This is a genomic window from Flagellimonas sp., from assembly GCF_965601775.1.
Taxonomy (GTDB): domain Bacteria; phylum Bacteroidota; class Bacteroidia; order Flavobacteriales; family Flavobacteriaceae; genus Flagellimonas.
Window position 1 is genome coordinate 737605 of the sequence record NZ_OZ271837.1, and the last position, 13861, is coordinate 751465.

Annotated in this window: 17 protein-coding genes; 7 read left to right on the plus strand and 10 right to left on the minus strand. The window is 40.0% G+C overall.

Features of this window, described 5'->3' with window-relative positions:
* Positions 1 to 46 precede the first annotated feature (46 nt).
* Both ACSLUF_RS03500 and murI read left to right on the plus strand, forming a co-directional pair.
* Positions 47 to 553 carry an OmpH family outer membrane protein gene (locus tag ACSLUF_RS03500; protein WP_435624745.1) on the plus strand — a complete coding sequence of 169 codons (507 nt, stop codon included), beginning with the start codon at positions 47 to 49 and terminating at the stop codon, positions 551 to 553.
* A gap of 87 nt (positions 554 to 640) precedes the next feature.
* Entirely contained in the window at positions 641 to 1423 is a 783-nt protein-coding gene (murI, locus tag ACSLUF_RS03505) for a glutamate racemase (RefSeq protein WP_435624746.1), read from the plus strand.
* Between the two features lies 1 nt (position 1424).
* Here the strand turns inward: murI and ACSLUF_RS03510 are convergent, their stop codons facing one another.
* Both ACSLUF_RS03510 and ACSLUF_RS03515 read right to left on the minus strand, forming a co-directional pair.
* Positions 1425 to 1916 carry a dihydrofolate reductase gene (locus ACSLUF_RS03510; protein WP_435624747.1) on the minus strand — a complete coding sequence of 164 codons (492 nt, stop codon included), beginning with the start codon at positions 1914 to 1916 and terminating at the stop codon, positions 1425 to 1427.
* A complete protein-coding gene (locus tag ACSLUF_RS03515) occupies positions 1916 to 2305 on the minus strand; it encodes a 2TM domain-containing protein (RefSeq protein WP_435625868.1) in 390 nt (129 codons plus the stop codon). Before ACSLUF_RS03515 ends, ACSLUF_RS03510 begins: the two co-directional genes overlap by 1 nt.
* A gap of 37 nt (positions 2306 to 2342) precedes the next feature.
* On the opposite strand from ACSLUF_RS03515, the gene ACSLUF_RS03520 reads away from it, so the two are divergent.
* On the plus strand, positions 2343 to 3443 hold the full coding sequence (locus tag ACSLUF_RS03520; RefSeq protein ID WP_435624748.1) for an aminotransferase class V-fold PLP-dependent enzyme: 1101 nt from the start codon (positions 2343 to 2345) through the stop codon (positions 3441 to 3443).
* A 158-nt stretch (positions 3444 to 3601) separates the two neighbouring features.
* Complete coding sequence (locus ACSLUF_RS03525) at positions 3602 to 3898, plus strand: isoamylase early set domain-containing protein (RefSeq protein WP_435624749.1); 297 nt, start codon at positions 3602 to 3604, stop codon at positions 3896 to 3898.
* A 26-nt stretch (positions 3899 to 3924) separates the two neighbouring features.
* Here ACSLUF_RS03525 and ACSLUF_RS03530 read toward each other — a convergent pair whose 3' ends face one another.
* The 5 genes from ACSLUF_RS03530 to ACSLUF_RS03550 are packed head-to-tail and all read right to left on the minus strand — an operon-like array spanning position 3925 to position 8609.
* Entirely contained in the window at positions 3925 to 4206 is a 282-nt protein-coding gene (locus ACSLUF_RS03530) for a DUF427 domain-containing protein (protein ID WP_435624750.1), read from the minus strand.
* A 3-nt stretch (positions 4207 to 4209) separates the two neighbouring features.
* The gene (locus tag ACSLUF_RS03535; RefSeq protein WP_435624751.1) at positions 4210 to 5178 is read right to left on the minus strand and encodes an L-histidine N(alpha)-methyltransferase; all 969 of its coding nucleotides are present in this window, start codon (positions 5176 to 5178) and stop codon (positions 4210 to 4212) included.
* A 15-nt stretch (positions 5179 to 5193) separates the two neighbouring features.
* On the minus strand, positions 5194 to 6354 hold the full coding sequence (egtB, locus tag ACSLUF_RS03540; protein WP_435624752.1) for an ergothioneine biosynthesis protein EgtB: 1161 nt from the start codon (positions 6352 to 6354) through the stop codon (positions 5194 to 5196).
* 38 nt (positions 6355 to 6392) lie between these two features.
* Positions 6393 to 7886, minus strand: a complete 1494-nt coding sequence (locus ACSLUF_RS03545) for a sensor histidine kinase (RefSeq protein WP_435624753.1) — start codon at positions 7884 to 7886, stop codon at positions 6393 to 6395.
* Positions 7887 to 7895: 9 nt separating this feature from the next.
* A complete protein-coding gene (locus ACSLUF_RS03550) occupies positions 7896 to 8609 on the minus strand; it encodes a response regulator transcription factor (protein ID WP_435624754.1) in 714 nt (237 codons plus the stop codon).
* A 262-nt stretch (positions 8610 to 8871) separates the two neighbouring features.
* On the opposite strand from ACSLUF_RS03550, the gene ACSLUF_RS03555 reads away from it, so the two are divergent.
* Together ACSLUF_RS03555 and ACSLUF_RS03560 are read left to right on the plus strand one after the other, a co-directional pair.
* Positions 8872 to 9402: a hypothetical protein gene (locus ACSLUF_RS03555; RefSeq protein WP_435624755.1), complete on the plus strand. Its 531-nt coding sequence runs from the start codon at positions 8872 to 8874 to the stop codon at positions 9400 to 9402.
* A 267-nt stretch (positions 9403 to 9669) separates the two neighbouring features.
* Positions 9670 to 12108, plus strand: a complete 2439-nt coding sequence (locus ACSLUF_RS03560; protein ID WP_435624756.1) for an MG2 domain-containing protein — start codon at positions 9670 to 9672, stop codon at positions 12106 to 12108.
* Position 12109: 1 nt separating this feature from the next.
* On the opposite strand, the gene ACSLUF_RS03565 is transcribed toward ACSLUF_RS03560, so the two are convergent.
* Both ACSLUF_RS03565 and ACSLUF_RS03570 read right to left on the minus strand, forming a co-directional pair.
* On the minus strand, positions 12110 to 12916 hold the full coding sequence (locus ACSLUF_RS03565) for a cyclase family protein (protein ID WP_435624757.1): 807 nt from the start codon (positions 12914 to 12916) through the stop codon (positions 12110 to 12112).
* Positions 12917 to 12928: 12 nt separating this feature from the next.
* Positions 12929 to 13153 (minus strand): helix-turn-helix domain-containing protein, encoded by a 225-nt coding sequence (locus ACSLUF_RS03570; RefSeq protein ID WP_435624758.1) that lies wholly within the window; start codon positions 13151 to 13153, stop codon positions 12929 to 12931.
* A 56-nt stretch (positions 13154 to 13209) separates the two neighbouring features.
* Here ACSLUF_RS03570 and ACSLUF_RS03575 point away from each other — a divergent pair, with 56 nt between their 5' ends.
* A complete protein-coding gene (locus ACSLUF_RS03575; RefSeq protein ID WP_435624759.1) occupies positions 13210 to 13401 on the plus strand; it encodes a hypothetical protein in 192 nt (63 codons plus the stop codon).
* Positions 13402 to 13405: 4 nt separating this feature from the next.
* On the opposite strand, the gene ACSLUF_RS03580 is transcribed toward ACSLUF_RS03575, so the two are convergent.
* On the minus strand, positions 13406 to 13858 hold the full coding sequence (locus ACSLUF_RS03580) for a T6SS immunity protein Tdi1 domain-containing protein (RefSeq protein ID WP_435624760.1): 453 nt from the start codon (positions 13856 to 13858) through the stop codon (positions 13406 to 13408).
* Between the last annotated feature and the right edge of the window lie 3 nt (positions 13859 to 13861).

Consider the following 13861-nt stretch of genomic DNA (forward strand, 5'->3'; position numbering starts at 1 on the left):
TAAAAAGTAAAACACTAAAATTAACATTCAAATAGTAACTCAGATTATGAAAAATGTAAAGAAGATGGCTGTAGCCCTGGTTTTGTTTGTAGCGGCTACAGGTTTTATTAATGCTCAGAGTGTGGCTCATATCAATGTGCAACAACTGTTGTCTGAAATGCCAGAAATGAAAGCAGCTCAATCAGAGTTGAAAAAATTAGAGGCGACCTACACTGCTGATATTAAGGGTTCCATGACTGAATTTCAAAATAAAGCAACACAATATCAAAATGAATCTACCTCCAAAACACGGGAGGAAAATGAGAAAAGAGCTTTGGAATTACAGGAATTTCAGAAGAACATTCAAGATGCGGAACAAGCCGCATTAAAGCAATTGCAACAAAAGCAACAAGAGTTGTTTGCTCCCATTTCAGAAAAGGCAAAAGCGGCCATTGAAAAGGTAGCTTCAGCGCAGGGTATTGACTATGTAATGGATGCAAGTCCAGGACTTACCTTGATTGTCGCAAAAGGAAAAGATTTGTTGCCTGCGGTAAAACAAGAATTAGGATTCTAAGGATTTCTACTTCAAACAATATTACTAAACCGTACTTCTCTTGGAATGTACGGTTTTTTGTTTTCTACAATCTCTCTATTTTTAAACATGCGTAGACCTGTAGGGATTTTTGATTCTGGAGTGGGAGGTACTTCTATTTGGAAGGAAATCCGAAAAAAATTGCCCTTTGAGGATACCGTATACTTAGCGGATAGCAAAAATGCACCATATGGTACAAAACCGGAATCCGAAATACTTCGGTTAAGCATAAAGAATACGGAGCTGTTGTTGGCTCAAGGTTGTAAGCTTATCGTAGTGGCATGTAATACGGCCACCACAAACGCCATTACCCATCTTCGGGAAAATTATGATGTCCCTTTTATTGGGATTGAACCCGCGATTAAGCCTGCGGCATTACATACCAAAACCAAAAAAGTCGGAGTATTGGCTACAAAGGGTACATTGGCCAGCAGTCTATTTGGCAATACCTCAAAACTGCATGCAGAAGGAATAACAGTAATGGAACAAGAAGGTAGTGGCTTGGTTGAACTGATTGAAGCGGGCAAAGCGCAATCCGAAGAAACTGAAACCTTGCTTAAAACATACTTGGAACCCATGCTCGCGGCCAATATGGATTCTTTGGTTCTAGGCTGCACACATTATCCTTACCTTATCCCATCACTCAAAAAAATACTTCCACTAGAAATCCAAATTATTGATTCGGGTGAAGCAGTAGCGCGACAAACGGAAGCGATACTAAAGCAGTATAATTTATTAGCAACATCAACCGTTGAAAAGGGAAAATCCATTTTTTATTCAAATACTGGGACAGACGTGTTACAGAGCTTTGTGAAAGATTACAAGGCTTTAGTGGAATACTTGGATTTCTAGCCTATTTTCTTTTGAACGTCTGGTAAGTAAAATCAAATTTGTGGGCATCATCCTTTGGATGATATTCTTCCTTGATCAATTCCCATTGGGACCTATCGATTTCTGGGAAAAAGGTATCCGCTTCAAAGGAGCTATGGATTCGGGTAAGCTCAATTGACGTTGCAATGTGCATGGATTGTTTATAGATTTCTCCGCCACCTATAATAAATGCCCGTTCGTTGTCTCCAACCAATTCAATAGCTTTATTGATACTGTGGGTAACGGTACAAGGAAATTTAGGGGTATAGGAGGTGTCTCGGGTAACTACAATATGTTCCCTATTGGGCAATGCCCTTGGAAAGCTTTCCAATGTCTTTCTACCCATTATTATTTTATGACCCGAAGTCAAGGCCTTAAAGCGTTTAAAATCATCCGGTAAATGCCAGGGCAGATCGTTGTTTAGGCCTAAGGCGTTGTTTTCCCCGGCGGCTGCAATAATAATAAGTTCCTGCACTATTCTTTTTTTTTATTGATGGAAGATAGCGGAAAGTCAGTTTCAATTTCCTTTTGTATTTCTGCTATGCGCTGTTTCTGTTTCGCTACAAGAATTTCTCGCTGTCTTCGCTCCCAATCTTGTCCCATGAACTTATGGGTCACAAAAACATTAAAGGCATGCAAAACAAATAGAAAAGCCCATAGGGTGATGGCCCAGATAAACCAATCGTATTCCTCTCCATATTTCAATATTTTATTGATCAATACCAAGAATACACTGCCAATCAAAAAAATTACAAAATGAGTGAATAAGCGCTTCTTTTGCGCTACGCGCTTCTGGGCATATTCCAGAAGCTCATGTTGTTCATGGTCAACTGGATTGGATTTCTTTTTTCGAAAGGAGAGCATGGGAATGGCTATCTTTAGCAACAAAGATAATTGAATTGTGAGCAACACATCTGAATTGCAAAACCTAAGGAAAAAATTCCCAGTACTTCAAGAATGCATCTACGCCAACACAGCTGCCACAGGACTTCTCAACACAGAATTATTCGCATGGCGAAGAAAGCATGATGAAGAATATCTAGTAGGAGGAAGTGAGATGAAACAAAAGGGTTTTGAAAATACACATCTGATTAATCAGACTGTGGGAAGCTTTTTCGGCTGTAAGAAAGAAAATGTCGCCTTGACTCCCAATTTCTCATTAGCGATGAATTTGCTATTGGAAGGACTGCCCAAAGACCAGCATGTATTACTTCTAAAAGATGATTATCCTTCTTTGAATTGGGGATTTGAGACCAGAAATTTCAAAAGAACCTACTTGGATATCGATGAAAACCTTGAGGATAATATACATGAAGCTCTGAAAGCTGATAAAATTGATGTATTGGCGCTTAGTGTGGTTCAATGGATCAATGGGATAAAAATCGATTTGGATTTTTTAAAGCAGCTCAAAAAGGAATTTCCAGACCTAATGATTATTACCGACGGAACCCAATTTTGTGGTACCCAGAGGTTCAATTTTGACGACTCTGGAATTGATATCTTAGGTGCGAGTACCTACAAATGGCTTTTGGCGGGTTATGGGAATGGTTTTTTTCTGGTAAAGGATGAAGTCAAGAAAAGATTTGATTTAAAGGCCATTGGCAATGGATCCGTGGATAGGGATATATCTAAAAAAAATTCCATTCCATTTTGCAAACATTTGGAGCCAGGACATTTGGATTCCTTGAATTTTGGCAGTCTTCAATTTTCTTTAAAGTTTCTAGAAGAAATCGGTTTGGAAAATATTGAAAAACAGCTACAAAGGCTATCCCATAAGGCGAAGATGGAATTTTCCAAACTAGGATTATTGGAAGACTTCGTGACGCAAAGAAAAGAGCACAGTACTATTTTTAACATTAAAGGCGGTCAGGAGAGGTTTGATAAATTACAAGGCAATGGAATTATCTGTGCACAAAGGGGTACAGGTATTCGACTTAGTTTTCACTTCTACAACACCGAAGATGAGGTGGATAAGATTGCCAAAATTCTTGGTACAACATAGCCAAAATCATATTTTCAAAAAAAAGAATCGGCAATTTTGCCAAAATAATGCATTTGTAAAGTTGATTTTATCAAAATGATAAATCGAACTTAACTTATTGTAAATAAGAGGTTTTATATATTGTTTTGCCGAGTATTTTAAAATTAAAATTTAGTACCATGGCAATAAAGAAACAATACCTAAAAAGTAAGCCGATTTGTAAAGTGACTTTTACAGTACCGGCAGAGGAGGCTAAGAAAGTAGCTGTAGTTGGAGACTTCAATGGATGGAATCCAAAAGGCAGTACTTTGAAAAAATTAAAGAACGGTACCTTTAAGGGAACCTTCGATTTACCACAAGAGAATTCATTTGAGTTCCGCTATATCGTTGATGGAAATTACGTGAACGATGAGGCAGCAGATCGTTACCAATGGAACGATTTTGCTGGAACTGAAAATGCAGTGATTGAACTGTAAGTAAAACATTTAGTCACCATTGGGGACTATTCCTCGATGGTGACACCTTTCCAAAAGGCAACCCTGCCTTTGATGCCCTTGGCCAATTCGCTGGTTTCTGGATAGTACCAAGCAGCATCCGTATTCTTTTTACCGTCCACATCCAAAGTGTAGTACGAAGCCACTCCTTTCCATGGGCAAGTGGAATGGGTATTGCTAGAGGTAAAATATTCCTTTTTTAGACTTTCAGGCGGAAAATAGTGGTTGTTTTCCACGACAACGGTATCATTGCTTTCTGCTATTACGGTATTGTTCCAAATGGCTTTCATGACCTATTTTTTAAATATATAGTTCTTGTAGTTCTCCTCATTATCTGAAAAAGAGGTGACAACGCTTAGTCCTGATTTTTCTGCCAACCATTCCACAACGTCATCATCATACTTTTGGGAAATTTCCGTATGGATAGTTTCCCACCTTTTAAGTCGGACCATAAGGTCCAAACTTTCAATGGTGATTTCCTGCTTCTCTTTGGAAACCAAGAAGCTCTTTGCGGTCCCGGTTTCGGGATCATACACCTCCCAATGCAAGAAATTATCCAAGTTGAAATTTGCTCCCATTTCCTTGTTGATGCGCGTCAGAATATTTTTGTTGAATGCTTCGGTAATTCCCGTTTTATCATTGTAGGCGTCCAGAATGACTTGTGGGTGCTTTTTTTGGTCAAATCCCATAAAAATAAGATCTCCATCGCCTATGGAATCACGCATGTTCTTAAGAAACTCGATAGCCATCGGGTGCAAAAGATTGCCAATATTGGACCCTAAAAACAGAATTACCTTTCTTTTGCCATTGGCCTTTCCAATATCGCGTAAGGTTTCAAAATAGGTGCCTTGCAGGGTATTGATGATTACTTCAGGAATCTCCTTTTTAATCGAATTCTCTAATTGGTCCAGTACGTTTTGACTGATGTCAATAGGGCGAAAATCAAAATCTGCATTGGAATTCACTAACTGATTAAGCAATACCTTGGTTTTTTTTCCATCCCCCGCACCCAATTCAAATAAACTAAAAGGGGAGCCGTCCTTAATAAAATGCTGTGCTATTACTTCCTTATGGGCTTCAAAGATGTCGAACTCGCAATTGGTAAGATAGTATTCCGGCATGGCCATAATATCCTGAAATAACTTGTCTCCAACTTCATCATAAAAATATTTTGACGATAAATGTTTAGGAAAGGCGGTTAAACCTTCATAAACTTCCTGCTCAAAAACTGAGGTAAAAGTTGGAATTTCCTTGTTTCGCATGTTGTTGTTGTAGATTTATCGAGCTAACCGGATTCCAGTAAACTGCCATCTCAAATGGGGGTGGAAAAAATTTCTGTAGGTATATCTTGTATGTTTCTCAGGGGTCGCAACCGAGCCTCCTCGCAGCACTTTTTGGCTCACCATAAACTTACCGTTGTATTCCCCTAAGGCACCATCTGCTTTTTTGTAGTTGGGGTATGGCAAATACGCACTTTCGGTCCATTCCCATCGCTTGCCCCATGGAAAAAAAGATTGAGCGGCTTCCCATTCAAACTCAGTGGGCAGGCGATATCCTTTCCATTGCGCAAAAGCAAAGGCCTCAAAATAGGAGATATGCGTCACCGGTGTAGACAAATGAACCTTTTCAAGACCATTGGCATTGTAGTGATACCATGCTCCATCGATTTGGTGCCAATATAACGGTGAACTTACTTTGTTTTGCTGTACCCAATCCCAACCCTCGGCATGCCAGAGGTCAAAACGGTCATACCCCCCTGCTTCAATAAATTGAATATATTCTTGATTGGTAACCAATTTGTTCGAAATCTCATAATTCTGAAGATAGACTTGGTGTCTTCCCAATTCATTGTCATAACAGAATTCATCTGAATCATGACCAATTTCATAAATACCAGCTTGAACTTCAACCCAGTCTTGCTCATGTGACTCTTCAGGGTGATCATGAAAAGTGTCCGTATAAGCTGGCAATAAAGGATTGTTGCCTAAAATATATTTGATGTCGGTCAACAAGAGCTCTTGATGTTGTTTTTCATGATGAATCCCAATCTCAAGTAAATCATTCAGATTTTCATTTTGATTTTCCGAGAAGAAATTTTTGATTCCCTCCGTCACGTAGGTTCTATACTCATACACTTTCTTTACCGATGGTCTGGAAAGGTTTCCGCGGTCCGAACGAACCACCCTTTTACCTACGGTTTCATAGTAGCTATTAAAAACAAAAGAAAAGTCTTCGTCAAACTGAACATAACCTGTAGCATGGGGTTTTAGAATAAATTCCTCAAAAAACCAAGTCGTATGACCCAAATGCCATTTAGGTGGACTGACATCAACTACAGGCTGAACGACATAATCTTCAATTTCCAAAGGTTCACAAATGGTTTCGGAATGCTTTCGGGTTTCCAAAAAGAAATCCAACAACGAATCGGTTAGAATCATAAAAAGATTTTACTCTTTAAAGATAAGGAATAATCGGGTTAGCCCATACTGTAAACCGGGAGGCTAAAACTGAAAGCCGTACCCTTTTTTGGCTCGCTGAACACCTTAACTCTGGAATCATGAATTTCCATAATTTTTCGAACAATGGCCAATCCAAGTCCGGCACCTTCTTTTTGCGAACCTGTTTTGGTTTGGCGATAGCGTTCAAAAATCAAACTTTGGTTTTCTTTTTTGATACCTGGACCAGAATCTTGGATAATAACTTCTACGTTTTGTTTCTCAACTTCGATTTTAATGGTGACTTCGCCACCTTCGGGCGTAAATTTCAGTGCATTATCCATTAGGTTCTGAATGGCCCGTTCCACCAGGGAAATATCAGCAAAGACCAAGGGGATATTTTCTTTCATGGACAGCTTAAGGTCTATGTTTTTTTGCTCGGCCAAAATCATATAATTTCTATGAATGTCATTGGCGAGTTCACTTATCAAAAAGGGTTCTTTTTCCGGCTCTATCTGATTGGCTTCCAATTTAGAATACTCAAAAAGCTGGGAGACCAGTTTGGAAAGTCGCTCGCTACTGTTAGTAACCCGTTGTAGATATTCGTTGCGCTCTTCTTGGGAAAGCTCGGAATCTTTCATGTGCAGGGTTTCGATATACCCTTGGATGATGGCTAAAGGCGTTCGAAGGTCATGGGAAATGTTGGCTATGAGTTCTCGACGCAGTTGCTCAACGGATTTTAGTTTTTCAATATCGGAAAGAATGGTGTCGGCCATATTGTTATAGGTGGTTGCAACGTTGGCTAAATCAGTTTGTTCCGCATTTTCAATCCGGTACTGCAAATCCCCTTGTTGAAAACGCTTGGCAGCGTAAATTATCTTTCGTAGACTTCGAGTGAGGTACCAAATGGCCAAAACACCAATCAGTGTGGCAAAGACTAAGGTCAGCAGTGAACCCCCAAGCCCCAAGCGAATAAAATAGCTGCTGAACAAATCATTGCGAGTTGCTAAAAAATCCTCCCCGGCCAAAACAATATAAACGTACCCCTCCTGACCCTCCGAGTTAAACTTGGCAGCGGAGAAAATAGTTTGCTGGGTAAGATCTTTGGGGTTATCTCCTAAAGTATAGGTAGAGCCATTCTCTTCAATAAACTTTTGAATGGGTTCGAGATTTACCTTTTTCTGTTGTGTTTCTGGAGCATCATGGTCTAAAACCACAGAATACTGCACATTTCCATCCATGTCCAAAAGATAGACCTCAATGGCTCGGTTCACGGCCATCATGTCGTGCATAATATCTCCAAAAAGCGCTTTATTGACCTCCCCAGAGTCCGTAAATGGGCGATTGTTCTTGAACTTTTCTTCAATAAGGTCCTTGGCCAAATTGGCATGAAGTCGCTGTGTGGTCTCGTAAAAATATTTGTTGGAAAGATAGATGGAGGTTATGGTGTACCCAATTCCCGCCAACAAAAGAATCGCCAAAAAGGAAAGCGATAATTTGATGACAAATCTTGTGGTTAGGATGTTGTTTTTCATAAACTGTTTTTAACCTTCTACCAGCTCTTCGTTAAACTTATAGCCCACACCCCAAGTCGTAAGAATAAATTTAGGGTGGCTCATGTCCGGTTCTATTTTTGACCTTAGCCGATTAATGTGGGAATTGACCGTGTGTTCGTACCCTTTAAAATCGTACCCCCAAATCATGTTGAGCAATTGGGTCCGATCATAGCTTTTGCCGGGATTAGAAGAAAGAAGCACCAAAAGTTCAAATTCCTTTGGAGAAAGTTCAATCTTCTTACCCTCCACTAGCACCTTGCGCATTTCGATATTGATGGAAAGGGAATCAAACTCCATAAGTTTTGGATTTTGCTCTGGCGTTGTAGTACTATCCCCCATTTTTTGCCTTCTGAAAATAGCTTTGACCCGCGCTAAAAACTCACGAACGCTGAAGGGTTTGGTTAGGTAATCATCTGCCCCAACTTCCAGCCCCAGGACTTTATCAATTTCTTCTGAACGTGCGGTAAGCATCATAATGGGAGAGGTGATATTGTTGGCCCTAACTTTCTGGCACACTTCAATTCCGTCCATTTCAGGCAACATCACATCCAGGATTATCAAATCTGGATTTTCATTAATGGCCTTTCTTAGTCCTTCGGCGCCGTTGGAGCTGGTCAATACTTTACAGCCCAAATCCCTTAAGTGAATTTCCAAAAGATGGATAATCTCGGCATCATCCTCAACAATCAATACTTTTTTCATGTGCAACGAATTACGTGGTAAAGTATCACGAAAAGTTCACCGATCAACACGGTTTTTTTGACAAGACACTCCTTTAACAGTCCGTTTTTCGGTAAAATCTTTACAAATAGCACCCTTTTTTATAGTAAAACCCTGGAAATGAACGGGTAATGAATAATGATTTTTATGTGATACTTCTGCAATGAATCCTGTATTCCTTTGTATTTCAACAAAAAAAGCGGAATCCTTAACTGAAAATGTTGTTGCCTGCAATAGGAGTTAAATGGACGAAACCTTTGTTGAGCTGAATGGTGTTAAAAGCATTGATTTTATTGCCGCTGGAGTTGGTTCATGTTATATTTTTCACGTAACTTACAGGGGCGACCTTGCGGGATTGAAAGGTGGCGAAAACCTCAACGACTTATCCGGTAACTTTGCATTGTCCAATTTTGTGGTGGTAAACCGCAATCCATTGCATGCAGGAAAAATTAGTGGCGGGCCTTTTACTTTTAAGGTAGACGGAAAACCAGATATGGTAAGCGGCTTAACCTTGGACAACTCAAAATTGAATGGAAGCATCCAAAGATGGGTAATCACGGATGACAAAAATACAATATTGGGACTACCCCCAACACTAGAAGCGGTGGAGGGTGTTGATTTTGATAAAGCTGGTGCTGGTATATGCCTCATTTGGCACATTACCTATGAAGAAGGATTGCAAGGCCTCGAACAAGGCGACAACCTACTTTCAGGACTGGAAGGTTTCTACGCGGTTTCCAATTCAATTGGCGTAACGCGGGAAGCCGAACATTAGAAAAGAATTAAACGTAAAATACTTTATAGTATTTGATTTGGCTGACTAACTCAGAAAGCACCCGGACGAAAGTTCGGGTGTTTTAATTTAATGATAGACCAGTTTGGGAAAAACACTAGGTAGGATAACAAGATACATCTTATCGGTGTTTCCAAATTAAAAATACCTTATGGTTAAATTAGGAAGGATACCTATGGCCTTCCCAAAATGCTAGAAAAGAACACATCCTTTTTTTTACCCTTACTCTGTTTTCTCCTTTTCTTTAAAATGACTGCCCAAGAAAGCAATCAGGAGATGGCTAATATTTATAAATCTTTGGGCGCTTATGGGAAAATATGGACTCCAGAAAAAATCTATGTTCACACGGATAAAAAAGTATACAGCCCAGGGGAGACCATCTGGGCCAAAGCCTACATTTTAGATGGAATAACCCATAAAAAGGGGACAAATAGCAATATCTTCTACTTCGAGATATTGGGCCCAAATAGGAATATCATATCCAAGAAAAGAGTTTTTAGGTATGAATTTGGGGCAGAGATAAGTTTTGATATTCCCAGAGACATTGCTGTAGGGACTTATACCATTCGGGCATGCTCAAAATACATGTTGAATGACCTAGAACCTTTTTATTTTGAACAGCAATTAGTTATAGGAAATTCAGGGATAGCCAATGTTGATGAAACAACCCAATCAAGTGACCTGCAGGTGTCAGTTCATGCAGAAGGGGGGAATCTGGTATATGGGATAAAAGGGACAATTGGGATTAAAATAACGGACCGCTTCGGCAATCCGGTTTCCACAAAGGGAGAGATTATTGATGGTGATGATGAGGTGATAACCAGCTTCGATACTGGGGACTATGGCTTGGGCAAATGTACTTTCATCCCTAGAGAAGGCAACACTTATTTTGTTGGGACCAAATCAGATTCTGAAGGTAGAAAATACCCGCTTCCCACAATTCATGATATGGGATATACCCTTCAGATTGAAAACTTGGGACCGCAACTGATTATATCTGCCAAGACCAATCAACCCAATGGTTTGAAAGGAACCGTATTGGTAGGCCATATGCGTGGGGAAAGGTTTTTATGGTTCAGAGCAACCCAGATGCACAATTCGGAATATAACATCAGAATTCCATTAGACCCATTAAATGATGGTATAGCCCATTTTACGCTTTTCAGTGAAAAGGGAGAACCCCTATGTGAACGTTTGGTGCATGTTGAAAATACCGGAAACGCTCCAAAGCTTAACTTTATGAGTCAAAAGCCTTCTGAAAACGGGGAAGTGGATCTTCAATTCACGCTTTCCGGCTCTGATGGAGCTTATACCGCCGGCGATTTTTCAATTAGTGTTTGGGAGAACAACGAAGGAAGCAAAAAAAATGACTTCGACCCTAACATAAAGGATTGGCTTACCATACATTCCGATTTGGGGTATGAACCCCTTGCCTTTGAGATTCTTGCGGAAACCCATCCAATTAAAAGAAGAAAAACTTTGGATGTCCTCTTACTTTGTAGTAGTTGGAAAAGATTCTCATGGAAAAATTGGGTCCATGAAAGGCCCATCGATAGCTATATTGCCCCAGAAAAAGGGATAGTCCTAAACGGGACCGTAACCGCGACATCAAATACTTCACAACTTGTTCCCGCTATGGTCTCCTTGAATATTTTGGGTGCCGATGTTTATCAGACACAAGAAAGGACAGATTCAGAGGGAAGATTCAAGTTTGGCCCCTTTGATTTTACTGATAGCCTAACCATAGTATTGAAAGCCTCCAAACTGAACGCAAGGAATAAATCAGAAAGGCGGAAAGTTCTGCTTGAACTTGAAGAGGATGGCCCTTTTGAATTTCCCGCAAAACTCGCTAAAAATGTCACCTTGGGAACAGAAGGAGAGGTTGCTAAAGAAATCGTATCTGGCATAAAACCAAAAAGGTATGCCTCTGGGGATTATGATTTTGAAATCGGGAAAGACATTACGAAGCTGGAGGAGGTGGTAGTGACCGAAAAAAAGTTGACCCAAAAGGAGTTGATTGCGGAACAAATCAAAAAAATCACCCTGTACAATCGACCCAGTTTTCGGGTTTTTGCAGACTCGTTGCCCTATACTGGAATTCGAAATGTACTGGATTTGTTTAGAACCCTTCCCGGGGTGCAAGTTAAAGGTCCTATAGGAGGTGAAACGGTACGAATTCGATATGGCGTAAACAGTATCCTTTTGCCCACAGAACCCATCTATTTGATTGATGGTGTGCAGGTTCCTTTGGATGCAATAAAATTCATGAATAGCCTAGATGTGATGTTTATAGATGTCTTGAAAGGTGCGGATGCTTCCATTTATGGAGTGAGAGGCGCCAATGGGGCCATCGCGGTATACACCCGAAGGGGGACGGGACTGGATTATGCCGGTGGTCAAGGGGATATTGGCAATGGAAATAGAGCATCACCCCATATGCTGACCTTTACACAGCCTGGTTTTGATAGAGCAAGGTCGTTTGAAGTGGTCCCGTGTCCGACCACAGAGACTATTGGAGGCAATAAAACCGTGTTTTGGGAACCTAATGTGCGCATTATAGGAGCCAAGCATAAGACTTTGCGTTTTTGTGCTGGAACCTCGGATGCTAAAAGTTACCATATCCGAGTAGAAGGCATTACCGAAGACGGGAAGGCAATCAGCGAAATTTTTACACTCAATTTAGATTGAGCTATTCGGTCACTAGGGCGATAATCCGAAGAGGAGCGCCACTACCTCCTTTTATTTTCATGGGAAGCGCTACAACTTCAAAACCTGTTTTGGGCAATTGGTCCAAGTTGGTCAAGTTTTCAAAGGCAGGAATGTTGTGTGAAAGCAAAATCACATGACTTTTAAAAAATTGGGATTGGCCATAATCTATACTTGGGGTATCCAATCCAATAGCACTGATGTTTCGGTTGTTGACCAGCCATTCTGCCGCTTCTGGGGATAAACCTGGGAAATGCATCAATTTTATAGCAGCGTTACCCCTTAGGGCAGTACCCATATATCTCACTTTGTCGGGGTAGTATGTTGAAAAACCGGTTTGGAGTAGCACAATAGAACCATCCGGAACTTCAAGTTTTTGTTCTACTTCCCAGTCCAAAAAATCCTGTACGCTGATTAAATAATCGGGGTTGTCCATTGCTTTGTCTGAAACATCAATTTTTATGGCATGACCGACCAAACGTTCCAGTGGGATTTGATCCACCGTTTGTTTGCCTGCTGCAAAATGAATGGGTGCATCAATGTGCGTACCGCCGTGCTCGGCCGTAGCAATATTGTATGCAGAATAATAGTACCCTTTTTCGGTCTGTCCTTCAAAAACGGTGTCCAGTTCAAATTCCTTGGCAGTGACCCAATAGACGGTCTCTTTGGAATAATCGTGGGACAGGTCCACTATTTTTTGAACAGGTGCGCTCTCTTCTTTACTTTCATCGGGTTTTGGGGAACAACTGCAAACAAACAGAATACAAAGGATGGAATAGAGCTGTTTCATATTTGAAAAGTACTAAAAATCGAATAGCTCTTTAAGTTCAATATCGAGTGCAGTAGCAAGGGCTTTTATGGTACTAATGGTAGTGTTGATTTGACCTCTTTCGATTGCGTTGATTTGACTGCGAGAAACATTAGATGAGAGAGCAAGTTCATATGTAGAAATACCCTTTTGTTTTCGGATTTCGTTTATGCGCTTACCAAGGGCTATGAGATAATTTTCATCTCTTATTCTGGTCATGATGCTAAAATCCCAAAATTTATTTACATTTATAGTCCGATATATAGGACTATCGAATGAACAAAAATCAAATAAACAGATTAAATGATTTAATTGAAGACACCTACGGAACTCCTGAGGCTCTCGCCCAGCAATTAGATTTAACGGTAGAAATGTTGTTTTATCTAGAGGATAATGCCTTTACCAAAAGGGAGGTGCAAAACGTAGTGGCTGCGCTACGGGATGTGGTTGGGGTTTTGAGGGAGTGAGTTTTTAGGAATGTTTTTCTATACCTAAATTTTTTATGTTAACTTTTATTTTCTGTCCATCTTTTAAATCCTTGATTTTATATCCTAAACTTCCACTAAAAGAAATCAGTTCAATGAAACTTACTTTTCCAATATTTGATTTGGTATATTCTCCACCAATAATTGCAGGAACTTTTAAACAGTATTTTTCGTTTTTGGTTAATCCACCAAGTTGCGATTTCGCAATCTCCACAAGTCTTGTCATTTCCCAATCTTGGATAAACTCTGATTTGACTAAAAGTCGATTAAACATAGATTCTGATTCCGCAATTTTTTCACAACTAATTTCTTCAGGACAAATTCTCCAATATTCGTTTTTGTCAGTTTTGAAAATCACATTTCCGAAGTCATTTACCCGAACTACTTCAGTAGCATTAATTCCTTTCCAATTCCATGCTTTGTTTATTGCCTCAATCATTCT

Bases quoted from the DNA above. Each gene is read 5' to 3' on its own strand.
- ACSLUF_RS03500 (WP_435624745.1), top strand. From the start codon at position 47: ATGAAAAATGTAAAGAAGATGGCTGTAGCCCTGGTTTTGTTTGTAGCG.
- murI (WP_435624746.1), top strand. From the start codon at position 641: ATGCGTAGACCTGTAGGGATTTTTGATTCTGGAGTGGGAGGTACTTCT.
- ACSLUF_RS03515 (WP_435625868.1), bottom strand. From the start codon at position 2,305: ATGCTCTCCTTTCGAAAAAAGAAATCCAATCCAGTTGACCATGAACAA.
- ACSLUF_RS03525 (WP_435624749.1), top strand. From the start codon at position 3,602: ATGGCAATAAAGAAACAATACCTAAAAAGTAAGCCGATTTGTAAAGTG.
- ACSLUF_RS03530 (WP_435624750.1), bottom strand. From the start codon at position 4,206: ATGAAAGCCATTTGGAACAATACCGTAATAGCAGAAAGCAATGATACC.
- ACSLUF_RS03535 (WP_435624751.1), bottom strand. From the start codon at position 5,178: ATGCGAAACAAGGAAATTCCAACTTTTACCTCAGTTTTTGAGCAGGAA.
- egtB (WP_435624752.1), bottom strand. From the start codon at position 6,354: ATGATTCTAACCGATTCGTTGTTGGATTTCTTTTTGGAAACCCGAAAG.
- ACSLUF_RS03545 (WP_435624753.1), bottom strand. From the start codon at position 7,886: ATGAAAAACAACATCCTAACCACAAGATTTGTCATCAAATTATCGCTT.
- ACSLUF_RS03550 (WP_435624754.1), bottom strand. From the start codon at position 8,609: ATGAAAAAAGTATTGATTGTTGAGGATGATGCCGAGATTATCCATCTT.
- ACSLUF_RS03555 (WP_435624755.1), top strand. From the start codon at position 8,872: ATGGACGAAACCTTTGTTGAGCTGAATGGTGTTAAAAGCATTGATTTT.
- ACSLUF_RS03560 (WP_435624756.1), top strand. From the start codon at position 9,670: ATGACTGCCCAAGAAAGCAATCAGGAGATGGCTAATATTTATAAATCT.
- ACSLUF_RS03565 (WP_435624757.1), bottom strand. From the start codon at position 12,916: ATGAAACAGCTCTATTCCATCCTTTGTATTCTGTTTGTTTGCAGTTGT.
- ACSLUF_RS03570 (WP_435624758.1), bottom strand. From the start codon at position 13,153: ATGACCAGAATAAGAGATGAAAATTATCTCATAGCCCTTGGTAAGCGC.
- ACSLUF_RS03575 (WP_435624759.1), top strand. From the start codon at position 13,210: ATGAACAAAAATCAAATAAACAGATTAAATGATTTAATTGAAGACACC.
- ACSLUF_RS03580 (WP_435624760.1), bottom strand. From the start codon at position 13,858: ATGATTGAGGCAATAAACAAAGCATGGAATTGGAAAGGAATTAATGCT.